The following is a 26,893-nucleotide window of genomic DNA, read 5'->3' as shown; positions in this document are numbered from 1 at the left end:
AAGATATAATTTGCATAATTCAAAATATACAATACATTTGTGCAATCGATTACATTTCAGTAATAGTTTAATTAAATCAGCTTATGGTTTTTAATTTATTTCATTCGTTGTTATTCGGATCAAAAGAAAAAAGACACTCTCGTTTTGCTCAAGGACTAGCAAGAGCATTCCTTTTTGCCACCTTATTTTTATCTGCCAGTTTATTGGCTCAAGGCCAAAATCTTATCACTGGTACGGTAAAAGCGGCAGATACAGGTGAACCCCTATTGAACGTAACAGTTTCTGTCAAAGGCAACCCTCAATTAGGAACTGTGACAGATTTTGATGGTAACTTTTCCTTAAGTACGCCTACAGAAAATCCGATTTTGGTGTTCTCTTACGTAGGATATTTAACTAAGGAAGTTTCTGTAACTAATGAAAGCTCCATCACTGTCTCTCTTGATCCTAGTACTGAATCTTTGGATGAGATCGTCATCATAGGGTATGGAAGCGTAAAAAAATCAGATTTGACAGGTTCTGTAGTATCTGTAGGTGGTGAAGCGCTAACAAAACAACCCATTTCTAGTGTCGCTGAAGCCTTAACAGGACGATTGGCTGGTGTACAAATTTCTTCGTCAGAAGGTTCTCCAGATGCAGAAATCAACATTAGAGTACGTGGTGCAGGCTCTTTAACACAAGATAGCTCACCCTTAATTATTGTTGATGGTTTTCCCATCAACAGTTTGAATGATATTTCTCCAACCGACATAGAAACGATTAGCGTTCTTAAAGACGCATCTGCAACAGCAATTTATGGTTCTAGAGGAGCAAATGGAGTTGTTCTCGTGACCACCAAAAAAGGAAAAGCAGGAAAAATCAGTGTGAATGCAAATGCCTATTTTGGGTACAGTAAAATTGCTAATACTATTGATGTACTGCAGCCTGATGACTTCGTTTTATGGCAACGTGAATATGCCTTGTTGAGAGACCTTCCAGAATCTTATGAACGATTCTTTGGTGAATGGCAAGATTATGATCAATATATTGGTCTTAAAGGTAACAATTGGCAAAAACAAGTGTACGGCGAACAAGGGACGCTTAATAGTAGAGACTTTGCCATAAGAGGTGGATCAGATGCTATTAATTTTAATTTCAACTATGCACATTTTGATCAAAAGGCCATACAAATAGGTTCTGATTTTAAACGTGACAACCTATCATTAGCCTTGAGAAGTGACGCTGGTGAAAAAATAGATCTATCGTTCACTATCAGATATTCTGACACAGAGATCAATGGTGGTGGTGCCAATGAGCAGAATGAATTCTCATCTGCAGATGCTCGATTGAGAAACAGTGTAGGATATTCTCCTATTCCTCTACCAGGCATCACGACAACAAATACTGATGAGGCATTAGCTGGATATCTAGTCAACCCGTTAGTGTCAGTCGCTGATAATCAAAGACAACAATTGAGAAGAAATTACAACCTGCTAGGAGGTTTAGGTTGGGAAATCCTTGACAACCTTAAGCTTCAATCAGACTTTGGTATCGATTTTAGAAATGATCAGGATTTCCGTTTCTATGGTCGTTCGACCTACTATTCCAATAACGTTCCTTCAGTAGAGAATCTTGGCCTTCCATCCTTGATCTTTTCTGATCGCAAGCGAGAATCGTTTAGAAATGCCAACACCTTAAACTATGATTTCGAAGAGTTTTTGAATAATGATCATAGTTTACAACTATTGGTTGGGGAAGAAATCATTATCAACAAGGACACACGCACTACAACAGAAATAAATGGTTACCCGGCAGATTTTGGCTTTGATAATGCTATGAGTCTGACCACACAAGGATCACCTAATTTAGTAGACAACTTCATTAGTGCAGATGATAAGTTATTATCGTTCTTTGGTCGTGCGAATTATGGTTTTCTAAATCGTTATTTGTTAACCGCTACCTTTAGAGCAGATGGTTCTAGCAAATTTGCCAAAGGCAATCGATGGGGTTACTTTCCATCTGCAGCCGTAGCGTGGAAATTAGACCAAGAGGACTTTTTAAACGAGGTGGATTGGGTTGACAACTTAAAACTAAGACTTAGTTATGGTGCCGTAGGTAACAATAACATCCCTCCTAACCAGGCTGTCCAAACCTTTGAATCTAATGATACCAACTATTTGAACAACATTACAGATTACTGGTCTACCTCTAGAACATTGTTTAATCCAGATTTAAAATGGGAAACTACAGTAACACAAAATGCTGGTTTAGACTTCACACTATTCAATGGACGTTTTTCAGGAACAGCAGAGGTTTATAAAAATCTGACTAAAGATCTGCTAGTAAATTTCCCAATACCTGGAACTGGATATATCAGTCAGTATAGAAACTTAGGGGAAATACAGAATTCAGGTGTAGAATTGACATTGAACTATACCCTATTTAATGAGCAGGATTATGGAGCTGACCTGTCCTTCAACGTTGGGTTTAATAAAAACAGGATTAACTCGTTAGGAGGTGATCTAATCAACTTTGGGGAAAACACAAACTGGGCATCGTCTCAGATAGGTAACGACTACCTTGTACAGGTAGGACAACCTATAGGGATAATGTATGGTTATCAAAGTGACGGAAGGTACGAGATTGACGACTTCACTTATGACCCAACTGCTGCTGAACCTTATACTTTGATTGACGGTGTTCCAAGCAATGAAGGTATTGTAGGAACTCCAAGACCAGGAAATATGAAACTAAAAGATATCAATGGTGATGGAGTCGTAGATGTTGATGATCGAACGATTATAGGTGATGCAAATCCAGATGCCGTAGGTGGTTTTAGCTTAAATGCCAATGCTTATGGTTTTGACCTGACTGCTGCTTTTAACTTCAGCATTGGTAATGATGTCTACAATGCCAATAAAATTGAATTCACTACATCAAACTTAAATAGTCAGTATAGAAACTTAAGCACGATGCAAGCAGATGGTGTGAGATGGACTAATTTAAATCCTGAAACAGGTTTACTAGTGCAGGATCCTCAGGAGCTTGCAGCCCTAAATGCAAACACAACCATGTGGTCACCGTTCTCCAACAACTTTGTATTTAGTGATTGGGCGGTTGAAGATGGATCATTCTTACGTTTGAACACCTTAAGTTTAGGTTATACATTACCAGAAACGATCATTTCAAACTACGGGCTTACCAAGGTTAGATTTTATGCTACAGCCAGCAACGTATTTATACTCACTAATTATTCGGGACTTGATCCAGAGGTTTCAACCCGTAGAAGAACACCTCTAACTCCTGGTGTGGACTTTTCTCCATATCCTAGAAATAGACAAATAGTGTTCGGACTTAACCTTAATTTCTAATTAAACATTTTACAAAAGATGAAATATATAAAACTTGCTATAGTAGTATTTACCATCAGTCTTTTAGGTTCTTGCGAGGATGTTGAAGGAGAGTTTTTGGAAGCTCCAGCGCAATCTACCTTAGATGAATCGGTAATATTTTCCACATTTGATTTAGCTAAAGGTGCTGTCGACGGAATCCTAGAACCTATGGGCCAAACAAATTCTTACAGAGGTAGATATTTACCTTTCTATGGATTTAACACCGATGCGGAATGGAATTACAATTCTGACGAAGCCAACAACCCAACAGGTGAATTGATGATCTATGATGCAGAACCTACCAATTCGCAGATGAATACTGACAACAATGCCTGGGCTCAAATGTATTTGGGTATCGAGCGCGCTAACATTTGTATCAAAGGGCTTCGCAGCTTTGGGAATACTGATGTAAATGAGGATTTAGGTCAGCTTTTAGGTGAAGCTTTAACCTATAGAGCTGTTTATTACGCGGACTTAATGAAGGCTTGGGGTGATGTTCCGGCTAGATTCGAACCTATTACCCCAGAGACTCTGTATCTTCCTAAAACTAATAGAGATGAGATATACAAACGACTTTTAGATGATCTAGCTGAGGCTTCGGAACTTGTAGCTTGGCCTAATGAGAATTCGCTTACTACTTCCGTTGAAAGAGTGAACAAAGCTTTTGTAAAGTCTCTAAGAGCGCGCTTAGCGATGGTCGCAAGTGGATTCCAACAATATCCTGATGGAGTAAGAAGATCCAACGATCCAGAGCTTTCGGTGACTAACATGTATACTTTAGCATTGAGAGAAGCAGACACAGTAATCACTAGTGGTCGAGTGCAGCTTTCACCGACTTTTGAAACACTTTGGAGAAATTATAACGAAGAGGTCTTGAGCGCAGGCAGAGAGTCACTTTGGGAAATACCGTTTGCGGCAGGTAGAGGCCGAATGCTTTTTTCTTTTGCTGTTAGACACCGTGGAGTAGACCAACATACCGGTCAGGCACGTGGTGGTATCGCTGGCCCATTACCTAACCTATTCTACGATTACGATGAAGATGATTTACGTAGAGATATTACGTGTATTCCATACCAGTGGGGTATACCAATAGACGGTTTTGCAAAACAAGAACTTGTAGGACTCAATACATGGTATTTTGGAAAGTACCGTTATGAATGGATGAATAGATATGTAACATCAACTAATGATGATGGTGTTAATAAGATTTACATGCGCTATGCAGAAGTCTTACTTATCGCTGCAGAGGCTGCCAATGAACTGCAAGGTCCAGGTGCCGCTGCTCCATACTTAAAAGAAGTTCGTAGAAGAGCATTCCCATCTGCTTTACAAGCGCAGAAAGTGGACGGCTATGTGGATAATTTAAATTCCCAACAGGCAATGTTTGATGCTATCGTTCAAGAAAATAAATATGAATTCACTGGTGAGGCAGAAAGAAAACAAAATCTCATTCGATGGAATTTACTCGGTGAGAATTTAAGAGAAGCAAAAGTAAAATTAGGAAACCTTCAAACGCGATCAGGAGAATATGCAGATGTCCCAACCACGGTTTATTTTAGATATGCTGAGGATAATGAAACCTTGGAAATATATGGACTAAACAGAGGTGAGACCCAACAACCAGGTCCAGAATTTTCAGCTTTTGATTGGACGACATTGACAGATGTAGAAGTAAACAGCTTGTTTAAGGAAGGTGTTGATCCAGATGACCGACAGTTCTGGCCTATCTGGCAAACTTTCATAGACGGTAGCAACGGTCAATTAACCAACGATTACGGATACTAAACGTCAACAAACTAATAACGAGTTATTATGATGAATAAAACCACAAAGGTCTTTAAAATCTTTTTAGGAGCACTATTGTTTCTTTTAGTGACCACCAATTGTACGGATGATGATGAATTAATCACAGAGCTAAATGTTAAAAGAGAATTTGCTCCTGTGAACGTTCGAGCTCAGATTAGAACTCAAACGACAGTAGAGCTGACCTGGAATGCGGACGAGAATGTAAATGACTACATTGTAGAGGTTAGTGAAGACCCTAATTTTGGTACGTTGACCGAATCTAGAGAAGTTACCTTTAACGAGCTTCCTGTTAGAATTCTACTAGCAGCAGAAACCCTTTATTATGTTAGAGTAAAAGCGGTGAGTTCTAGAGGGCTCGAGGATTCAAAATATTCGACAGCAGTTATCGCGCAAACCTTAACAGAGCAGATATTTTTACCTATCCAGGATGGAGACATCATGGCTAACCAAGCTTTGTTGAGATGGGTTCCCAATAGTACCGTTACTACAATCATCCTGAACAGAGAAAGTAACAATCCAATTACTCGTGAAATCACACCACAAGAAGTGATTGAAGGGACAGCTATAATTACAGGTCTAACCGGAGAAACCCAATATAGAGCTACTCTTTTAAATGGAAATAACATTAGGGGAATTATCGACTTTACAACAGAGGTTGATGCCAATTCTGGAAACGTGGTAACTCCTGCCGATGATCTTTTTCAAAAAGTAGCTGATGCCAACCCTGGTGATGTACTGCTTTTAGAAGCTGGCGATTATACAGATCAAGTAGGTACAATTACTCTGGACAAATCCCTGACCATTAGAGGTCTCCTAAGCTATGATAAACCGTTGCTCAAAGTAAGCATCTCTATTGTTGGAGGCGCAACTGATGTGAATTTAATCGACTTAGACCTATCTGGTGACATAGCCACAGATCTTACAGATACTGTACGTTACACTGGCGCTGGTGGCTTTAATACTTTGGTTCTTGATGGTTGTAATGTTCACGACTATAATAGATCGTTTGTTGCAGGCAATCAAACTGGAGCGATCTTACAATCCCTTACCGTTAACAACTGTATAGTAACAGACGTTCTTACTTCAGGTGGAGACTTCATCGATTTTAGAAATTCAGATGTATTGGATACTGCCGTTACCAACAGTACTTTCAACAATTGTGCTCCTGGACGTGACTTTTTTAGGTTGGATGCTGCTGGTGATTCTAATGGAACTACTAACATCAACGTGCTTTTAGAAAACTGTACGTTATATGGTGTTTCTGACACGTCAGACAGAATTCTATATGTGCGCTTTGAAACAAACACCATAACCGTGAGAAACAATCTGTTTGCTCAGACATCAGCATACTACTCTAACCAAAGTAGAACAGACCCGAACACTCTTTTTGATAACAACAATTATTTCAATGCAGAAGGCTTCTATGATGCCAGTAATACTGTTTTTGATGCTACTTCAACCTACTTTACTCTAGATCCAGAATTTGAGAATGTCGAAGAAGGAAACTTCAATGTGTCTAACCAGACCTTAATTGATAATAATATAGGTGACCCTAGATGGTTGCGATAAATAATTTTTAAAATGAGTTTGCAATGAAAAGAGGTATCCATTTTATGCATACCTCTTTTTAATTAAGCTAATTTTCTACAATCCCATAATTGACAAAAAACCCATGTTTAAAAACCCAACTTCTAATCTCAAGATTTATTTGTTGACCCTGCTGTCGTTCCTTACGCTTTTAAGCTGTAAGACATCAATTACTACAGACAATACAGCCGTCGATAATTTTGCTGCTGCAGATCAAATCATTGAGGATATCATCATACCTACTTTTCCTGATGCCACCTTTAATATTTTGGATTATGGAGCCGTAGCAGATGGCGTTACCAAAAACACAGTTGCCATTAAATTGGCAATAGAAGAGTGTAACGCTGCCGGTGGCGGTACTGTCCTAATACCTAGCGGGAAGTTCCTGACGGGCGCCATTTATTTAAAAAGCAATGTCAATCTACACTTAGAAGATGGAGCGGTCGTTTTATTTTCTACGGAAACAAAAGACTACACTCCTTTGGTCCATACATCTTATGAAGGCCAGGAATTGATGAATTACTCGCCCCTAATCTATTCTTATAACGAGAAAAATATTGCCATTACAGGCAAAGGCACCTTTGATGGACAAGCGAGTAACGCCAACTGGTGGAAATGGGCCGGCAAAGAAGAATATGGATATGTAGAAGGAGAACCTAAACAAGGTGACGATCATAACCTACCACGATTATGGGCATTCTCTGATGAAAACAAACCTGTCAGTGAACGTGTTTTTGGTGAAGGGCATCAATTACGTCCGCAATTTATTCAGCCATTTGGTTGTGAAAATGTACTTATTGAAGGTGTCACGATTTTGAATGCTCCATTCTGGGTAATTCATCCTATTAAATCTAACAATGTTACGGTTGATGGAGTAACCATTAATAGTCATGGGCCCAACAATGATGGCTGTGATCCAGAGTATGCAAAAAATGTTCACATCACAAACTGTACGTTTGATACTGGTGATGACTGTATCGCAATAAAGTCTGGTAGGAATAACGACGGGCGCCAGGTCAATATTCCCAGTGAGAATATTGTCGTAGAAAACTGCGACATGAAGGATGGACATGGTGGCGTTGTGATGGGCAGTGAGATATCTGCTGGAGTTCGCAATGTCTACGTGAGAAATTGTACCATGGACAGTCCAGAGCTGGATCGAGCCATACGTATCAAAACCAACACTCTTAGAGGTGGTTTTGTAGAAAACGTTTTTGTAAAGGATATCAAAGTAGGCAAGGTTAAAGAAGCCATGCTTAGAATCAATGCTTATTATGGCACTTACGCAAATCAGGAAGGTGACTTTATTCCTTCCATTAAAAACATCCATCTAGAAAACATAACGGTGGAAGATGGCGGTAAATATGGAGTGCTGATCAAAGGGCGACCAGAAAATATTGTCAAAAATGTGACGCTTAAAAACATCACCATCAAAAGTGCAGATACAGATCTTTCGGTAGAGAATTCTGAGCCACTTCAATTTGAGAATGTGACCATCAACGGTAAAAAATACTAATTCAAGATCTTTTGGATATGAAAAGAATATTGCTACCAGCTATGATTATCTTGATTACGCTTTCGTGTAAACGAGAACAGACAGAGCCGGCTACCCACGAAAACCAAGAAACAGTTACTGCAAGCACGACCTATGCAGAAATTTCTAGAAAGGAAGGTGGTTACTGGGAAGGCCGCGAATACATGGAAGGCAACTTCAAAAATGTAGATACGCTCATGGTACCTGCAGAGCATACAGACCACTCATGGTTCATACGTTATGAAGGTCCAGGATGGGAAAATAACCAGATAGGCTACAGGCTATATCTTGACTGGCGCAATGCGATTGACATTTTTGGGAAAAAGGTAGACACGCTTGTGCTACCGTATGTAGGTCAGGATGGATTTGACTCCTATCATGAAGAGCAACCCTGGGGACAGGACATCTTGAAAGCTGGTAAATCCATGGGAATAGGTGGTTACGGTCGTATTTTAAATGACACCGTTGCGCATTTTAGAAACGTTTCCAACACTACAGCGATAGTAGAAAATCTTGAGGGAAAGTCAATCGTTCACATAAATTATGAAAATTGGAAAACTGGCAACGACAGTATCGATCTCAACACCCAATTAAGCATCTTAGCCAGTGATAGATATACTAAGGCCGTTTTGAAACCTTCTCAAGAAATTGAAGGCCTGTGCACGGGAATCGTAAAGTTTGAAAATGTGCCTTTATCAAAAAAAGAAGGCGCAAAGTGGGCTTACATTGCCACGTACGGGAACCAGACCTTAGTGAGTGATGACGATAAATTGGGCATGGCTTTGTTTTATCGTTTGGACCAGGTAGAATTGCAAAAAGAAGGAGTCAACGACCACCTTGTCATTTTCAAACCTACCACTCAGGAACTCACTTATTATTTTTTGGGTGCCTGGGAACAAGAGCCTAATGGAATCAAAAATGAAACAGACTTTTTTACTGACCTAGACCAGAAATTAAATACTCTAGAAAACACAAACTCCCTATAATGGACCGTACTCATGTTGCCCAATTGGGCCTATTATTACTTTTGTTCACCTCTATAATTGCCTGCAAACCTACTGACGAGTCTTCTAAGAGCAGTGCTACAGCTAGCAAATCGGCAGAGCTGAGCTTACCTAAAGATCTCAAGTGGTCAGAGCGCATGATGCTTTCTGAAATGGAACGTGTACCAAAGGCTTCCATGCTGGATTTTCAAGAAAAGCCGCGTTGGAGCTATACTAACGGTTTAGTTCTTAGCGCTTGCGCGAAAGTGTATGAGCAAACAGGTAAAGAACAATATTATGACTACATCTATGCCTATGCAGATGAACTCATTGACAGTACAGGTACCATCGAAACCTATAAGTTATCCAACCAGAACCTAGATATGATCAAATCTGGTGATGTGTTGCTTTATCTATATCCCAAGACAAAAGAAGAACGTTTCCTGCTCGCGATGCAAACACTGGATGATCAAATGGAATCACAACCCAAAACATCTGACGGTGGTTACTGGCACAAAAAAGTATACCCATACCAGATGTGGCTGGACGGGCTATACATGGCAGAGCCTTTCCATATAAGATATGCACAGGAATATATAGACAATGAGGCAGAAGTACAGCAAATCTATGACGACGTAGTGTTGCAATTCGATCTTATTCAAAAGCATAGCCGTGATGAAGAGACCGGATTATTGTATCATGGCTGGGACGAGAGTAAAGAACAACAATGGGCTAACAAGGAAACAGGGAACTCACCTCATTTCTGGTCCAGAGCCATGGGCTGGTATGGTATGGCGATGGTAGACGTATTGGACTTCTTGCCAGAAGAGCATCCAGGTCATGAAAGAATAGTTACTTACCTCAATCAGTTTGCAGAGGCGATTACAAACGTTCAACACGAGTCTGGCCTATGGTATCAAGTGATCGATCAAGGCGACCGTGATGGCAACTATCTTGAAGCTTCTGGATCCTCTATGTTTACCTACACATTTGCCAAAGCAGTACGTAAAGGCTACTTACCTGAAAAATATGAGGACGTAGCCCAAAAGGCGTATCAAGGGATTATAGACAACCTCATCACAGTTGAAGAAAATGGACTAGTCAATCTTAATCAGGTTTGTGGCGTGGCCGGACTAGGTGGTAATCCTTATAGAGATGGTTCTTACGAGTACTATGTTGGAGAAATCATTAGGCCTAACGACCCTAAAGGTACTGGACCATTCATTTTGGCAAGTTTAGAATTAGATAAATAAACGAATGATAAAACCTTGCTCCTTGCTTTTGATATTATTTTGCATAGAGCTAGCTGTAGCCCAATCTACCCAGCCAGTTATTTCTGAAGTTTGGGTAGCAGATCAAGGCAATGGTTTATATAAAAACCCATTCTCCACGCAGACTATTCAGATCCTGACGTCGTTAGAGTTAGTGAAGATTACTTCATGACCGCTTCCAGTTTCAATGCTGCTCCTGCTCTACCTATTTTGCATTCTCAAGACATGGTCAATTGGAAACTGGTCAATCATGCCTTGCCTAAAATTGTTCCGCTCAACATATTTGAAGTTCCCCAACACGGTAATGGTGTCTGGGCGCCTAGCATTAGATTTCACAATGGCGAATATTACATTTATTGGGGTGATCCTGATTTAGGAATCTATATGGTTAAAACATCAGACCCATTTTCAAAATGGGATGATCCTATATTGGTAATGCCTGGCAAAGGTTTGATAGATCCATGTCCTTTATGGGATGACGATGGTAAAGTGTATTTGGTTCATGCTTACGCTGGAAGCCGCGCTGGTGTCAAGAGTCTACTAACCATCAACCAGATGAATTCTAGCGGTACTAAAGTTATTGATGAAGGTACTCATGTTTTTGACGGCCACGATGGACAAGACACTATTGAAGGTCCCAAAATCTATAAAAGGAACGGCTATTATTACATATTTGCTCCAGCTGGTGGTGTTCAATACGGCTGGCAGCTAGCCTTACGATCTAAGGATGTATATGGCCCTTATGAGGAAAAGCTGGTGCTTGAACAAGGAAGTACTGCCATCAATGGACCTCATCAAGGCGCTTGGGTAGAAAGTTCTCAAGGACAATCGTGGTTCTATCACTTTCAAGATAAGGATGCTTACGGCCGTGTCCTGCACCTCCAACCCATGACCTGGAAGAATGATTGGCCTATTATAGGTACCGATTTTGATGGAAATGGTATAGGAGAACCAATGTTATCTTATGCTAAACCTAAGACTGAAGGTGTTACTCGAATATCCACACCAGCAGAAAGTGATTTCTTTGAGGGATTCAAAATTGGACTACAATGGCAGTGGAACGCGAACCCAGAAGTAATTTGGCACGCAAAGCTTCCTAATGACGATTTTCTTAGACTCTTTTCGATCAAACCTAAGGAACCACGGAAGAATCTTTGGATGATGCCTAACCTTCTATTGCAAAAGTTTCCGGCACCTAACTTTACAGCAACAACTAGAATATCTCTAAATCCAGAGGAAGCAGTTTCAGGAAAGTCAGCTGGTTTAATCGTTATGGGGACAGATTATGCTACACTGACCGTTACTCATGATAAGGACGGATTTACTTTAAATCAAACTGAAGCTACTGACGCCATAGATGGAAATCCTGAACGTATCAATGAATCCATCCAGCTGGAATCCAACTACGCCTATCTTAAAGTTGAAGTTATAGCTCCTGATGCCATATGTCAATTTAGGTACTCTAAAGATGGAGAAGTTTACACCAAAATTGGAAAGCCTTTTAAGGCGCAGCCAGGTAAATGGATAGGTGCCAAAGTTGGCCTGTTTAGTGTAAGTACTATAGAGTCAAAACGTGGAGGTTATGCTGATGTTGACTTTTTTGAAATTAATAAATGAAAAAAATCCAGTTCTACTTAATAGCGTTCACTTTAACGATAGGCTCTTTAGTCCAGGGACAGGAAACCTCTCCTCAATTCAAGCCCTATACTGCTGAATCCACTTTTCAAAAACTAAAAAAAGACCATCCGTTCATAAAGCCTATCAAACCCATCGATGGTGCTCTTTTACTAAGTAAGGAAAATAAGACCTATAAAAAGGCAGGTGGAAAAAAATTAAAACTCGATATCTATCAACCTCAAAAAACTTCAAAAGGCCGATTTCCTGCTGTCATTTTAGTTCACGGTGGCGGCTGGCTCACGGGAAGCAAGGAAAACCAACGAGCGATGGCGCAACATCTATCTCAAAATGGATTTGTTGCGATCACCGTTGCTTACCGTTTAGGGCTTGAAGCTCCCTATCCTGCTGCTGTGCTTGACATAAAAGATGCAATCCAATGGAGCAGAAAGAATGCTAGAAAATATAATATTGATCCTGATCGAATAGCTATCCTTGGTGCTTCTGCGGGTGCGCAACTGGCCACACTGGTTGGAGAAACTGCAGACTCCAATATTTACGAAGTAAATCCGAAGGTTTCAGATAAAGTGCAGGCTATCGTGAACATTGATGGGATTGTGTCTTTTATCCATCCAGAAGCCGCCGCGGAAGGCAAGATGGCAGGAATATGGCTCAATGGCTCTAAAGAAGATAATTTCCAAAATTGGAAAGAAGCTTCTCCTCTAGAATACCTGTCTCCTGAGTCACCTCCTACGTTATTTATAAATAGTACTCAGCCACGATTTCACGCTGGTCGTGATGACATGATTGCTTATTTAAAGCAGAACAACATCTATCACGAGCAATATACCATTCCAGGAACTCCTCATTCCTTCTGGTTGGTAGAGCCTTGGTTCCAATCAACTTTGGAATATACTATTCGCTTTTTGAATAAAGTTTTTGAAATTAAAACTGAATAGCGCCAGACTATTCAAATTCAAAAGCACCTATATCAGGTGCAGGTCCATTGAACGGTAGACCTACATCAACGCCTTTATCGATCAAATCACTGCCAGAAACAAGCCTCAAGGCATCTACTTTGGGCAAATTACCATCTGCATCTCTAGCCGATAACAATAAGCTGATGTCTAAGCTTTTGAAGTCTTGGTCGTTGGTTACCAGTCCGTTTTGCCATCCATTATTAGTGATGTCCGTTTGTGTGGCACTGTAGCTATCTGAGTTAGTACCGTCAAATGATAAAGAGTTCTTGATTAACAAGGATGCTGCAATATTAGTAGTACTGAAACTGAAGTTTCTACGATTATCGTAAGCTGAACTATTGTAGATCTCTATGTTCCCACGGTTGCTATTGTGGTCAAAACCGTCCTGAGTATTTCCTACCGCTACACAGTTTTTGTAGATAGCATTATGCTTAAGTTGCTTGTCATCACTACCGCCAGTTTTAAAGCCGTTTCCATCACCAGCACCTACACTACCATCTTGCAACCTGCCGTTGTTAATGGACCAGCAATCTTCATGTGTGGTGGTAATATTATCGGTATTGCGTAAATAACCATCCCAACCGTCATCAAGATTTTGCCAAGCTCTACAACCTTTGAATTTATTGCCCGTTCCTGCATCGAGCTTACAAGCAAAACCATCTGCGTTTTCTAGTGTTGAATCTGCATTAAAATACGAGTCGCAGTTCAAAATCAAATTATTGCTGGCACCATTGTCGAGTTGTAACCCAGTATCTGCGTTCTCGCTAAATGTGCAAAATTCAATGATGTTGCTGTCTCCAGTAACATGCATTCCGTTGTCTCCTGCGGCATAGACATCAATGCCTTTGACATGCCAAAAGTCTGCAGATAACTCGATGCCTCTATTGGACGAGTTTTCGCTCATAGCGGAAAAATCAAACCTAGGCCTTTCACTATCTGATGGATAGGCATAAAACATAATAGGATTGGCACTGGTTCCATTTTTAGTGATTCTGATAGGTGAGCTAAAAGTATAAGTTCCACCACGTGCGTATATTTCTTCACCTGGCGTTGCGTTAGCAAGCGCATTGATGATTTCTTGTGAGGTTTGAACGATCGTGCCCTCAATTGCTTGAGCAACACCTGATATGGTAAATGTTTTGCTTCCAGACACATTTGAGCCATCCTGAGCCGTTACCGTGATGGTGACGTTACCATTTGATACCGCGCTAAGAACACCAGTTTCAGAAATAGTGGCTACTTGAGGGTCTGAGCTGCTCCAAGTGACTGTTTTATTGCTGGCATTGCTAGGAATAAAGCCTACCGACAGCTGGTTGGTACCACCATCTGCTATATTTCCTCCATAGATTACTAATGTTTCAATCTTGACCTCAGTTTCCTCAGACATGTCTTCTGAATCATCAGTACTACAATTGACAATTGTGAAAGCCATCAGGCATAATAACATTACCTTGAAAACACTTTTAAAATCTTTCATATCATTAAAATTTGAGATTCTTCTCAGACCGAAGGTAATCGATTACATTAAATTAGCCAATCGAAAATCCAGTTAAGTTGGAAAGCTCCTCACACTCATGCTGCAAGTACCTTGCATGACTATTCCATATTAAAGTTTCGTATTTTTACGGTGTACCACCAAACCATTGATGAAGAAGAAAACGACCATTTACGACATAGCGGCAAAACTTAATCTTACCGCAGCCACAGTATCAAGAGCACTTAATGATAACAAAAAAATAAGTGAAAACACTCGCAAGCTTGTAAAGCAAACCGCTCTAGAAATGAACTATGAGCAAAACACGCTTGCCCGAGCTCTCAAAAGTGGTAAAAGCTTTAACGTTGGTGTCATAGTCCCGAGAATGGATAGTAATTTTTTTGCATCTGTTATTAGAGGTATAGAAGAAGAGCTTTATCCTCAAGGATATCACGTCATTATTTGTCAAACACATGATCAGGAAAGCTTAGAAACTGGTAATATCAATTCTTTATTGAATGCTCAAGTGGATGGTGTTTTAATGTCCATTAGTAATTCAAAGGCCAATGGTAAAGTGTTTGATAGCCTGTTTCAAAAACAAGTCCCTTTGATCTTCTTTGATAGAAAACGGGATATGGAAGGTATCAGCTCTGTTACTATTGATGACTTTGATGGTGCCTATACCGCCACTAAACATTTGATTGATCAAGGTTGTAAGCGTATTGTTCATTTATCCAACAATCGTTCTTTAGAAATCTTTAGAGACCGTTATGCTGGCTATAAACAGGCATTGCTGGATCACGGACTAGAATTTGACGAAAACCTTGTAATCGAATCTGCCAGTAAAATTGATGAAGGTAGAAGGATCACTAAGGAATTTCTTGAAATGGAGCATAGACCTGACGGCATCTTTTCTTCCAGTGATTTTACGGCTTTGGGTGCCATTCAGGAAATCAAAGCCCATGGCTTGAAAATTCCTCAAGATATTTGTGTTGTAGGATTTAGTAATGAACCTTTTACCAGGTTTATGGATTTATCCATATCCTCTGTGGATCAATCACCTATCGAAATGGGCCGTCTCACGGCACAAGTTTTTCTGGAAGAAGTAAACAACAAGAAAAAATTGAAGACGCAAAAAAAGATTGTCCTCAAACCTGAGTTAGTAATTAGAAAGTCCTCGCAGCGATAGTCTTACAAGGAGACACCACGTTTCCACGGAATGAAATCATTTTGATTTAAGAGATTTGCTTTTGAAGGCACCTTACCTGAAGCAATTTCTATGATGGCATTGAGAGTTTCCTCTGCCATTTCTTCGATTGTTTTTTCTCCCGTAATAATACCACCGGTATCAATGTCGATGATGTCGCTCATTTTACGAGCCAATTCGGAATTCGAAGACACCTTTACAATAGGAGCAATTGGGTTTCCTGTTGGAGTTCCTAAACCGGTGGTGAACAAAACAATATTTGCTCCTGCACCTACCATCGCCGTAGTACTTTCTACATCATTACCTGGTGTACATAGCAGATTCAAACCTGGCTTAGTCACGTATTCACCATAATCCAAAACATCCACTACCGGTGATGTTCCGCCTTTTTTTGCTGCACCTGCAGACTTCATGGCATCTGTGATCAATCCATCCTTAATATTTCCAGGTGACGGGTTCATATCAAAACCAGAACCAGCATCTACCACAGATTTTTCAAATGCTTTCATTAAGTCTAGAAACTTATTGGCAGATTCTTCTGTCTCACATCGATTGACCAGCTCCTGCTCTACTCCACACAATTCTGGAAACTCTGATAATATTGCGGTACCGCCTAATGCCACAAGCATATCTGATGTGTAACCTAATGTTGGATTAGCAGAAATACCGGAAAATCCATCTGATCCACCACATTCTAATCCTAATTTAAGTTTTGACAGCGGTGCCGGTTTGCGTTCCAGTGTATTGGCCTCTTTGATGGCTTCAAATGAGCTTTTTATAATGCTATTAAGCATATCATCCACTGTTCCCATCTTTTGCTGCTCATACATCAAAATAGGTTTCTTGTTGTTGGGACTAATGGCTTTCAAGGCATTTTCAAAAACTTCTATTTGAAGGTTTTGACACCCTAAACTTAATACTGTTGCGCCTACAACATTAGGATTGTGTACGTAACCAGCAAGCAATCTAGCGAGGCTTTCTGAATCTTGTCGTATACCACCACAGCCTCCAGGATGCGTGATGAACTTCACGTCCACGTTTTTAAAAACTCTTTCTGGCTCATCAACCTCTACCGTTTCTGTATCACCTCCATTTTGAACCAAGGATCTCAAAAGGTTGCGGTAGTTGTTTTTAGGTTGTGTGAGCAGTTCCTTTTCAAAGACTTCTTTAAGAGTCTCAATATTTCTGTTTTCGCAAAATACCAATGGGAAAAACAGCCAGACATTAGCTGTTCCTACTTGTCCATCTTCTCTGTGATATCCCATAAAGGTGCGATCCTTCCATTGCTCTACATTGGGTGGATTCCAGCCAATAGTAGCGGTCTTCTGGGAAACTTCAGCACTTTGGTGCTTGACGTTTTCAATCGTGAGAACAGCTCCTCTTTGAATGGGTGAATTCGCTTTACCTACGAGAACGCCATACATGAAAATATCATCACCTTCATCAAGGTCTACCAGCGATATTTTGTGTTTTGCTTTGACATCTGTAACCGCTACTATGGATTGATCTTCAAAAGAAATTAAATCGCCAGCAAGAATTTTTACTAAGGCTACGGCGACATTATCCTCTAGATGTACCTTGATCAGTTTCTTTTGCATGATGTTTCTATTGATTACTGTTTTTTGTAGCGAAATTTTTAAATCCCTTTTCGATTCCATGGGAATCGATTTCATTTAAGGCTAAAATGATAGCGCTAGGTAAGTGAGGTACTTTTGTCAAGTCTTCATCCCAAAAGTCAGAATTTGATAAGGTCTGTTCCACCACTTGATTCAAGTCATTTGTTGACCAAACTTTTTTGAAAAAAGCGACCACCTCGTCACTATCTTTTATCGGTAGGTCTTCACCATTCCAGGTTCCTTTATAGAACCTGATCAAACAGGCAAAAGCAAAGGTCAAATGAGTAGGCAATCGATTGTATTTCTCAACATACTCTAAAAGGCTAGGTAACACGCGTACCTTGAATTTGGAAACAGAATTAAGGGCAATATCTGCTAATTGATGTTTGATAAATGGATTTCTGAAACGATCTAAAATCTCGTCCGCAAAACTGTCTAGTTCTGCCTTATCCATAGGCAACACATTATTAATCTCTTCAAAAATCGCGTTGTTCACGAAAGTACCCGTAAAGTCATTATCTACTGTTTCCTTTACGGTCGCGTTTCCATACAGTAATGAGAATGGTACCATTGCGGTATGCGCTCCATTTAATATACGCACCTTGCGCGTTCTATAAGGTTGCATATCCTTTACTATTTTGACATCTAGGTCAGTTTTATGGAAAGGTAATTTCGCCTTGAGCTCATCAGCACCTTCTATCACCCAAAGTAAAAAAGCTTCAGCACTCACGATTAAGTTATCCTTATACGGTAGCTGTGCGTTGTATGCTTCAATTTCATCCTTAGGATATCCTGGAACAATACGATCCACCAGCGTGCTGTGAAACGAACAATGGTTTTCCAACCATTTTTTGAAACTTTCATCCAGTTTCCAATCCTCACAATATTTATAGATGATTTCCTTTAGAGTTTCAGAATTATGATTGATCAACTCACATGGGATGATGGTCAATCCTTTCTCTGGATTCCCTTGAAAATGCTGGAATCTCTCGTGCAATAAAACAGTAAGCTTTGCGGGAAATGATGATGGTGGCTTCATTTCCATCGAGTCTGTAGCAACATAAGCAATACCAGCTTCTGTCGTGTTGGAAATAATAAATTGAAGCTCTTCTTCCTTGGCTAGACTCAAATAGTCCTCGAAATCCTTATAGGGATCTACGCCTTTTACGATATTGGTAATCAACTCTTGATGCTGTATTTCTTCACCTTTTTTGATTCCTTTCAAAAACAAGGTATAGAGTCCATCTTGATCATTGAGCATGTCGACCATACCGCGATCAATGGGTTGCACTACGGCGATACCGGCATTAAAGTTTGTTTTTTGATTGAGTTTTTGGAAAGCATATTCTATGAATGCTCTTAGGAAATTTCCCTCGCCAAACTGTACCACCTTTATAGGCAGTTTCTTGCCTGCATCGACATTGGTTCTGTTGAGTGCCGTCTTTTTTTCTACAACTTCAATCATGATTTTTGGTATTTTAGGTTGGAAGAGGTTGAATAGGTTCTATCCTATCACAGCTTCTCTGAGTGTTTTATCAACTTTTAAAATCAAAGTATTCGTTAGCATTGTGGTAGCAAATATTAGACACCATCTTGCCCACTAGCTCCATGTCATAAGGCAACTCGCCTCGCTTCATTTCATCACCCAGTAGATTACAAAGCACGCGTCTAAAATATTCGTGTCGTGGGAAGGAAAGGAAACTTCTGGAATCTGTTAGCATTCCAATAAAGCAGCTTATCAATCCCATATTGGATAAGGCATTCATTTGTTTGATCATGCCATCCTTTTGATCCAGGAACCACCATCCAGAACCAAACTGTACCTTGCCCTTGACACTACCATCATTAAAATTCCCAATCATGGTGGCGATCACTTCATTATCGGCAGGATTGAGGTTGTAAATAATAGTTTTTGTCAATTTATTGGTGCTGTCCAGTCGGTTTAAAAAGGAAGACAATTGCTGGGCTTGAGAGTAATCACCTATAGAATCCCAACCGGTATCAGGACCCAACAATTCATGCATTCTTTTGTTATTGTTGCGCAGTGCTCCTAGATGGAACTGCTGCACCCAACCGTGTTTGTGATAGGTCTCGCACAAGAAAATCAATAGTGCGCTTTCAAACTTCAAACGCTCTTGATCTGATAGTTCCTGACCGTTGCGTCTATTTTCAAATATAGTTTTCACCTCAGACTGCGTAAAAGGAACTGAAGAAATCTGGTTGAGTCCATGATCACATAATCTACAACCATGATCATGAAAATATTGTATCCTAGATTCTAGCGCAGCGCATAAATCTTCATAAGTACGTATGTCAGTATCTGCAGCCTTTGCCAAAGCATCGATGTAATCATTATAGCCGTCATTAGCAATCATGATCGCCTTGTCAGGTCTAAAAGCAGTGCTCACCGTGACCTTATAATCACTGTTTCTTAATTGCTTGTGATGCTCTAGTGTGTCTATGGGATCTTCTGTGGTACACACTACTTTAGCATTTGCCTTAACTAACAAGTTTCTGCAGCTATATTCTGGCGAGCTAAGTTTTTCCTGAGTTTGATTCCAGATACCTTCAGCAGATTTTTCATTGAGAAGATCATAAATATCAAAATAACGAGCCAGTTCCAGATGTGTCCAGTGATATAGTGGGTTTCTTAGCGTATAAGGAACCGTTTTTGCCCATTTCATAAACTTATCCTTGTCAGAAGCATCACCGGTGATGAATTTCTCATCAATGCCCAGTGTGCGCATTGCTCGCCATTTGTAATGGTCACCATCGATCCACACTTTGGTACAGTTGCCAAAAATATGATCCTCGGCAATCAGCTTTGGTGACAAGTGATTATGGTAATCAATGATGGGTTGATCCTTGGCAAACGTGTGGTACAACTCTTCAGAATAGGAGTTGTCCAACAGGAAATTCTCGTTTATAAATGTTTTACTCATTGCTATCTGCTATATAATGGATTACAAGTTTTAATGAATCTATCGCCTTCTACCCAGATTCCTATTTTGAAAATATAATTCACAGTAAGTTATCGTCCCGCATTATATTATTAAAAACAGCTTTGTAATCGATTACACAAATGTATAGATATTTTCTAACACGTTAAAATTTCTTAATAAACGTTTCCATTGGTATAAATGAAGAATAACCCTACAAAAAGTAAATAATCATCATTAGATCAGTTCTTGGTGAATATCCTAGGAAGCACACTTGCACCGACTTCTGGACGGCTTGATGCTGTTTGTCCCTGTAAAAAAGGATGGTTGATGTTTTCGCTTTCGCGAAAGCGAAAACATTAAATATCTACTCGTTAAAAGACCATCTCTCGTTATTACACCTATCAATTTGCTAGTTATGTTTGGGTTTTAACAATCAAATAGGAATCTGAAAGGCGTTGACATGACCGTTTTCTTTAATTTTAATATCAAAACTACATGCCAGAATTACCAGAAGTACATGGTTATAAAGTGTACATCGACAGCACGATCCTGCACAAGACGATCATATCTATGGATTGTCGGGACAAGAAGCTGCTCAAGAAAGCGTACGGTGATTTTGAAAAATTCCTGGTGAGCGAGCAGCTGACTTCTACACAGCGTATTGGGAAATATTTGTTTGTCAACACGACTGGGCCTAAGGTGCTGGTGATGCATTTTGGCATGACGGGTAGGCCCAATTATTATAAGGAAGCAGATGACCGACCTAAATTTGGCCATATCGTATTGGCTTTTGACAACAATTTTCACTTTGCGTTTGAGAACAAAAGAAAGTTCGGCTGGTGGGATTTGATAGATTCTATTGCCGATTATAAAGAGGAACATGGCTTGAGCGATGATGCTCGTGAGCTGTCCTTTGAGGACTTTAAAAATTCTTTAAGCACCCGAAAAACTGACATCAAAAAAGTATTGCTGGATCAGAGTGTTGCGGCTGGCGTGGGCAACTGGATGGCAGATGAGATCCTGTACCAGGCAAAAATGCATCCACAGAAAAAGATTGAGAACATGACCGAAACTGATGTCAAAGCCGTTTTTGACGCCATGAAAAAGGTTATCGAGGTGGCCATTGAAAACGACGCGCATTACGACAGCTTCCCAGAGGATTTTCTCATGCATTTTAGAAAAAAGGAAGGCACCTGTTTCCACACCGGTGGACCCATTGAGAAGATCAAGGTAGGTGGCCGCGCGACCTATTTCTCGCCTAAGCGGCAAGAGAAATAGAACGTACTAATTAGATCTCTTTAAAGCTGAGTTTTTAAAACAAAAAAGCCCTTCAAAATTGAAGGGCTTTTCTTGGTGCGGATGACAGGAATCGAACCTGCACGCCGTGAAGCACTAGATCCTAAGTTTGTGACCTTGTCGTTATTTATTCTTAATCCTCTCATTTACAGTACCTGTTTTTTAGAATATGTTGCAAATATAACCAAAATGATACTCGCTAATGATACTCGGCAAAAATCATGTGAAATGGGAGTTTAAGGGCGCTTAGAAAGGATTTTAGGTTTTGTTTTTATCTCCAATTCATTGCGCTAAAGCTATGTTAAGCATTAACGCTACTGTCATCACTGGTGAGTTTTAAAAAAACCAATGGGCTTAAGGTATTCACGATACTGCGATCAGAAACCCGAGTATAAAGCAATGTTGTCTTGATGTTATTGTGTCCCAATAAATTTTGTATGACTCTTAGGTTTGTTCCTGAATCTAAGAGATGCGTGGCATAAGAGTGTCGTAGGTTATGACAGGTTACATCTTTGGTTATTCCAGCGCGTTTGCATGCATTGTTGAAAACGGCTCGTAGGGATCCCGCACTATATTGTTCCCTTTTTTGACCTTCAAAAAGGTAGGTTTTAGGCTTATACTCTTGATAGTAGGCTTTTAAAATAGGCTTTAGGGAATCTGGGTATGGTACGATTCTATCTTTACGACCTTTTGACTGACTGATGAAAACGCAATTGCGGTTTTTGTCCAGATCAGATATCTTGAGGTTGATGAGTTCACCACTTCTAAGCCCAAGACCATATATTGTGGCCAGCATGGCCTTGTGCTTTTTATTTTCTGTCTTATTAAGCAGTAGAGTTACTTCTTCTAACGACAAGATTTGCGGCAATACTTGCTGCGGAGGCCGAGGTTGTAACTTTTTAAAATCCACCTCTCTTTTGTGCATTTCAAATAGATACAACCTGATGGCGCTCAACAATTGCTTTTGAGTTGTATATACGTAACTTTTAACAAGGATGAGTTCGCCCAATTTGTCAAAAAGGTAATAGTTATCTAACTTTTCTATAGGTGTTTGAAAGCCTATAAAGTCTTGAAATACGTGTAATAAGCCTATATAAGACCTGATAGTGTTCCTGCTGTATTTTTTGATTTGTAACAGCGTTTTAAAGTCTTCAAACATGCTGATATTTTTGTAGGATAAATATCATACAAAAAGAGATATATCCTATGATATTAAGTTAAGAAGGTATTGATTTAATTGGGGTTAAGTATTAACTTGCTTCTATACACTAGTTCAGGCCAATTGCCTGCGGCCGTAGCTCTCCGCTATGAAATTTTGATTTTAAGGCTTAAACACCAATCAATTCGAATGTGAGTATGGCTAAAACTACTAATCAGCCTGAAGATCTTCAAAATTTCAAGACTCCCAATCTACTCAATTGGCCTGAACGGCAAAGGTGTGAAACGCCTTGATCGAAAAGTAGGTCGGTACCTGGCTAGGATCTCGCTTCCTCCAACAACTGGCACGAACATCGCATAAAGCGCATAAGGCGTTCCAAATGCTCCACGCGAGGCTTCAATTCCTCAACAATAACTATCTTCATCAATCAAAACCAATCAATAGCAAGGTAACAGCCAAACGTGAGGGAACGCCTCACACGCATTATACCTTTGCCGTTGTGAGCAATATGAGAAAAACGCTATCGATATTAATTTTACTTCTGATTTTCTCTTGTACACAAAGAGAATATAAGACAATTGACTTCGGACAATTTGAAATAACTGTACCCGAAAATTGGAACAAATACGAAGCCAAAGGAATTGATAGTTATGTTGGCGGAATAATAACTGAAACAAACGACACTTTGGACTTTGATTTTGGAATGTATTCTGGCGATTTAAGTAGAAGTGATTTTCCAATGGTTTACGACTCTCTCGGATTAGCAGAACTGACTGAAAAAGAACTTGAACTACTGCCGAAAACAAAACATCTTATCGTTGACACTATAACTGGAGATATTGACTTTAAAGAATATTTACAATACCAATTTGAATACGATACGATTGATTGTTTCCAAGCAAAAATAATTACACCAAGAAATAAAGGTTTTGGCGGAACTGGAATTTATATAGATAGCTTAACTGGAACAAAACGGAATTTTGACAAAATCAAGTTTGGATTCTATGGTTTTTACCTAAACGATAAAGTACAAGCCGAATTTTTAAAAGCTCTGAAAACATTAAAATTTAAAAAATATTGTGGATAAAATACTGCTCACAACAAGGTATAACCGCAATTACGGCGGATTCGACTACGTCCGAATCCACTCGGAATTGATAAAGCCTATGCTAAACCGAAAATTAACGCATATTAACCCGTAACTGACGGTTATACGAGACCGTTCAGGCCAATTGCCTGCGGCCGTAGCTCTCCGCTATGAAATTTTGATTTTAAGGCTTAAACACCAATCAATTCGAATGTGAGTATGGCTAAAACTACTAATCAGCCTGAAGATCTTCAAAATTTCAAGACTCCCAATCTACTCAATTGGCCTGAACGGCAAAGGTGTGAAACGCCTTGATCGAAAAGTAGGTCGGTACCTGGCTAGGATCTCGCTTCCTCCAACAACTGGCACGAACATCGCATAAAGCGCATAAGGCGTTCCAAATGCTCCACGCGAGGCTTCAATTCCTCAACAATAACTATCTTCATCAATCAAAACCAATCAATAGCAAGGTAACAGCCAAACGTGAGGGAACGCCTCACACGCATTATACCTTTGCCGTTGTCTATAATGCTGAAAAACATCGTTCATTGAAAAAATATTCTCGAAAGAGATAAAAATCTTGATGCTCAAGGTTACTAAGTCTATTGACTTTACTATGCTCGTAATCAGAGTTAGTCTGTCGATAAATCCACAAAATTTATTAACATACACAAAAACGAAGATTATGAAAAAAATAGAACAGATTAACGGAATTCTGAAAAGAACAAAAATTATGAATTTTATAAAAAGTATAGTTTTAGGAGTCGCATTCGTGGAGAAGATGGTCTAACTTCTGATTATAAAGTATAGAAATAAATAGGTGCTTAGTGGCTATTCAAGACTGAATGCGTGGGCAGGTTCGATTCCTGCCTTCTCTACCATTCAAATATAAATTTTATGGAAATAGGACATTTTAAAATATCAGGACATTCAACAAAACGGAATTGGGCGGTTTACATTTTCGTGGCTACACCAAAAAATAAGTCTAAGAAAAAGATTCTTTATGTAGGTAAAGTTGGCGATAATCGAGCTGGTTGCAATCCTGTAATTTCAAGAGTTGGAAATCATTTTTCTCATAATAAGATTCATTCTCAAATCCGAAACGCAATTCCCGATACAGAAAATTATGATTATGAATATTTTTACTGCCATTTTGACGAATACAATACAAAAAAAGACTTGTGGGAAAATGGTCGTGAAAAAACAAATGAACTTGAACGAGAATTAAACAGAATTGTTCAAAAGAATATGAATAAAGCAACGTACGAATTATTAAATCCTTTTGGTGGAAAATCAGTTTCCACAGCGGACAAAAAATATCGTGCGAAACTGCTATCGAAAGAAGAAAAAGAAATGTTGGAAAAACTGTGTGCGAAAGCACTATAGACAACATTGTATATAAAAAATAGCGCAAGTCATTGCTAACACTATGATTTGGGCATTTTTGGAAAGTCGCCAAATTTTTAAATTTGACGATTTCCAATAAAAAAGATAAATAGTAAAATTTAAAAATTCGGCTTGTGTTTAATCCGAAAAGTTATCGCTTATTTTCAGCGCTACTTTTCATATACGGAGCCGTTCAGGCCAATTGCCTGCGGCCGTAGCTCTCCGCTATGAAATTTTGATTTTAAGGCTTAAACACCAATCAATTCGAATGTGAGTATGGCTAAAACTACTAATCAGCCTGAAGATCTTCAAAATTTCAAGACTCCCAATCTACTCAATTGGCCTGAACGGCAAAGGTGTGAAACGCCTTGATCGAAAAGTAGGTCGGTACCTGGCTAGGATCTCGCTTCCTCCAACAACTGGCACGAACATCGCATAAAGCGCATAAGGCGTTCCAAATGCTCCACGCGAGGCTTCAATTCCTCAACAATAACTATCTTCATCAATCAAAACCAATCAATAGCAAGGTAACAGCCAAACGTGAGGGAACGCCTCACACGCATTATACCTTTGCCGTTAGGCAATATTTGAAAAAAATGCAACTGAAATTAATCGCATCACATATTTTAATATTTATAATTTCCATTTTCGGAATCACACATCTGTATGAATATGTTGGAAACGGAACAACTGAAATAATTTATGCTATTTTTCATCTGACAATAGTTCTTATACTTTATTTAGTTAGCGGATATTTACTTACCGATAAAACTGAAAAATTTAAATTTTGGAATTATTATATTATAGCATTAATTGGAGCCGTAATTTGGTTGTGTGCTTTTCTAAATTCCCCTACTGATTTGGATTGGAAAAATGGAAACGGAGGAATTTTATGGCTGATTTACAGAATGTATATAAGTGGAATAGAAACGCCATTTAATTTTAGTGATAGTTTCTCTATTCATACAAAAAACATAAAACTCGAAATTATAATACTTCTGATTTTGACAATAACGCCTTCAATATTACAAGCATTTGGAGGTTTTATAAAAACTAATCGGAATAAAAAAACATTGCCTAACATTGGCTATAAGTAATTGCTTGTTCTCGCCTACTTCTGAAAATCCTCGCGGATTTTCAGTTTGGTGTGTACTTGCAATGGTAAGTGCTAAACCACGCAACTACTCATAGCCGAGACCGTTCAGGCCAATTGCCTGCGGCCGTAGCTCTCCGCTATGAAATTTTGATTTTAAGGCTTAAACACCAATCAATTCGAATGTGAGTATGGCTAAAACTACTAATCAGCCTGAAGATCTTCAAAATTTCAAGACTCCCAATCTACTCAATTGGCCTGAACGGCAAAGGTGTGAAACGCCTTGATCGAAAAGTAGGTCGGTACCTGGCTAGGATCTCGCTTCCTCCAACAACTGGCACGAACATCGCATAAAGCGCATAAGGCGTTCCAAATGCTCCACGCGAGGCTTCAATTCCTCAACAATAACTATCTTCATCAATCAAAACCAATCAATAGCAAGGTAACAGCCAAACGTGAGGGAACGCCTCACACGCATTATACCTTTGCC

Annotated in this window: 18 protein-coding genes and 1 tRNA gene; 14 read left to right on the top strand and 5 right to left on the bottom strand. The window is 39.5% G+C overall.

Annotated elements, in window-relative coordinates; translation table 11 throughout:
* Nucleotides 1-107 precede the first annotated feature (107 nt).
* From AAU57_RS04660 to AAU57_RS04625, 8 genes are all read left to right on the top strand, one after another.
* Nucleotides 108-3,347 (top strand): SusC/RagA family TonB-linked outer membrane protein, encoded by a 3,240-nt coding sequence (locus AAU57_RS04660; RefSeq protein ID WP_055411814.1) that lies wholly within the window; start codon nucleotides 108-110, stop codon nucleotides 3,345-3,347.
* 18 nt (nucleotides 3,348-3,365) lie between these two features.
* A complete protein-coding gene (locus AAU57_RS04655) occupies nucleotides 3,366-5,153 on the top strand; it encodes a RagB/SusD family nutrient uptake outer membrane protein (protein WP_055411813.1) in 1,788 nt (595 codons plus the stop codon).
* A gap of 27 nt (nucleotides 5,154-5,180) precedes the next feature.
* Complete coding sequence (locus tag AAU57_RS04650; RefSeq protein ID WP_082438543.1) at nucleotides 5,181-6,743, top strand: DUF5123 domain-containing protein; 1,563 nt, start codon at nucleotides 5,181-5,183, stop codon at nucleotides 6,741-6,743.
* Nucleotides 6,744-6,846: 103 nt separating this feature from the next.
* Nucleotides 6,847-8,277 (top strand): glycoside hydrolase family 28 protein, encoded by a 1,431-nt coding sequence (locus AAU57_RS04645; protein WP_055411811.1) that lies wholly within the window; start codon nucleotides 6,847-6,849, stop codon nucleotides 8,275-8,277.
* 17 nt (nucleotides 8,278-8,294) lie between these two features.
* A complete protein-coding gene (locus tag AAU57_RS04640) occupies nucleotides 8,295-9,281 on the top strand; it encodes a DUF4861 family protein (RefSeq protein ID WP_055411810.1) in 987 nt (328 codons plus the stop codon).
* Nucleotides 9,281-10,531, top strand: coding sequence for a glycoside hydrolase family 105 protein (locus AAU57_RS04635; protein WP_055411809.1), 1,251 nt, complete (start codon nucleotides 9,281-9,283; stop codon nucleotides 10,529-10,531). The genes AAU57_RS04640 and AAU57_RS04635 overlap by 1 nt, the downstream gene beginning before the upstream one ends.
* Before the next feature lie 129 nt (nucleotides 10,532-10,660).
* Nucleotides 10,661-12,166 carry a glycoside hydrolase 43 family protein gene (locus AAU57_RS04630; protein ID WP_316931662.1) on the top strand — a complete coding sequence of 502 codons (1,506 nt, stop codon included), beginning with the start codon at nucleotides 10,661-10,663 and terminating at the stop codon, nucleotides 12,164-12,166.
* Nucleotides 12,163-13,122: an alpha/beta hydrolase gene (locus AAU57_RS04625; RefSeq protein ID WP_055411808.1), complete on the top strand. Its 960-nt coding sequence runs from the start codon at nucleotides 12,163-12,165 to the stop codon at nucleotides 13,120-13,122. The genes AAU57_RS04630 and AAU57_RS04625 overlap by 4 nt, the downstream gene beginning before the upstream one ends.
* Before the next feature lie 7 nt (nucleotides 13,123-13,129).
* On the opposite strand, the gene AAU57_RS04620 is transcribed toward AAU57_RS04625, so the two are convergent.
* Nucleotides 13,130-14,620, bottom strand: coding sequence for an Ig-like domain-containing protein (locus tag AAU57_RS04620; RefSeq protein ID WP_055411807.1), 1,491 nt, complete (start codon nucleotides 14,618-14,620; stop codon nucleotides 13,130-13,132).
* A 169-nt stretch (nucleotides 14,621-14,789) separates the two neighbouring features.
* On the opposite strand from AAU57_RS04620, the gene AAU57_RS04615 reads away from it, so the two are divergent.
* Complete coding sequence (locus AAU57_RS04615; protein WP_055411806.1) at nucleotides 14,790-15,806, top strand: LacI family DNA-binding transcriptional regulator; 1,017 nt, start codon at nucleotides 14,790-14,792, stop codon at nucleotides 15,804-15,806.
* Between the two features lie 2 nt (nucleotides 15,807-15,808).
* Here AAU57_RS04615 and AAU57_RS04610 read toward each other — a convergent pair whose 3' ends face one another.
* The 3 genes from AAU57_RS04610 to uxaC all read right to left on the bottom strand — a co-directional run bounded on the left by AAU57_RS04610 (nucleotide 15,809) and on the right by uxaC (nucleotide 20,382).
* Nucleotides 15,809-17,422 (bottom strand): UxaA family hydrolase, encoded by a 1,614-nt coding sequence (locus AAU57_RS04610; protein ID WP_055413672.1) that lies wholly within the window; start codon nucleotides 17,420-17,422, stop codon nucleotides 15,809-15,811.
* Nucleotides 17,423-17,429: 7 nt separating this feature from the next.
* Entirely contained in the window at nucleotides 17,430-18,905 is a 1,476-nt protein-coding gene (locus tag AAU57_RS04605; protein ID WP_055411805.1) for a tagaturonate reductase, read from the bottom strand.
* 70 nt (nucleotides 18,906-18,975) lie between these two features.
* Nucleotides 18,976-20,382 carry a glucuronate isomerase gene (gene uxaC, locus AAU57_RS04600; protein WP_055411804.1) on the bottom strand — a complete coding sequence of 469 codons (1,407 nt, stop codon included), beginning with the start codon at nucleotides 20,380-20,382 and terminating at the stop codon, nucleotides 18,976-18,978.
* 495 nt (nucleotides 20,383-20,877) lie between these two features.
* Here uxaC and AAU57_RS04595 point away from each other — a divergent pair, with 495 nt between their 5' ends.
* Nucleotides 20,878-21,660 carry an Fpg/Nei family DNA glycosylase gene (locus tag AAU57_RS04595; RefSeq protein WP_055411803.1) on the top strand — a complete coding sequence of 261 codons (783 nt, stop codon included), beginning with the start codon at nucleotides 20,878-20,880 and terminating at the stop codon, nucleotides 21,658-21,660.
* Between the two features lie 319 nt (nucleotides 21,661-21,979).
* Here AAU57_RS04595 and AAU57_RS04590 read toward each other — a convergent pair whose 3' ends face one another.
* Entirely contained in the window at nucleotides 21,980-22,837 is an 858-nt protein-coding gene (locus AAU57_RS04590; protein ID WP_055411802.1) for a tyrosine-type recombinase/integrase, read from the bottom strand.
* A gap of 508 nt (nucleotides 22,838-23,345) precedes the next feature.
* On the opposite strand from AAU57_RS04590, the gene AAU57_RS04585 reads away from it, so the two are divergent.
* The 4 genes from AAU57_RS04585 to AAU57_RS14975 all read left to right on the top strand — a co-directional run bounded on the left by AAU57_RS04585 (nucleotide 23,346) and on the right by AAU57_RS14975 (nucleotide 26,407).
* Nucleotides 23,346-23,924 carry a hypothetical protein gene (locus AAU57_RS04585; RefSeq protein WP_055411801.1) on the top strand — a complete coding sequence of 193 codons (579 nt, stop codon included), beginning with the start codon at nucleotides 23,346-23,348 and terminating at the stop codon, nucleotides 23,922-23,924.
* 774 nt (nucleotides 23,925-24,698) lie between these two features.
* Nucleotides 24,699-24,805: transfer RNA gene (locus AAU57_RS14980), tRNA-OTHER, on the top strand.
* A 16-nt stretch (nucleotides 24,806-24,821) separates the two neighbouring features.
* A complete protein-coding gene (locus AAU57_RS04575; protein WP_055411799.1) occupies nucleotides 24,822-25,310 on the top strand; it encodes a hypothetical protein in 489 nt (162 codons plus the stop codon).
* Nucleotides 25,311-25,906: 596 nt separating this feature from the next.
* Nucleotides 25,907-26,407, top strand: coding sequence for a hypothetical protein (locus AAU57_RS14975; protein ID WP_055411798.1), 501 nt, complete (start codon nucleotides 25,907-25,909; stop codon nucleotides 26,405-26,407).
* Nucleotides 26,408-26,893: the final 486 nt, after the last annotated feature.

The organism is Nonlabens sp. YIK11 (assembly GCF_001413925.1).
Classification (GTDB): Bacteria; Bacteroidota; Bacteroidia; order Flavobacteriales; family Flavobacteriaceae; genus Nonlabens.
This window is presented reverse-complemented; position numbering and strand designations above follow the sequence as displayed.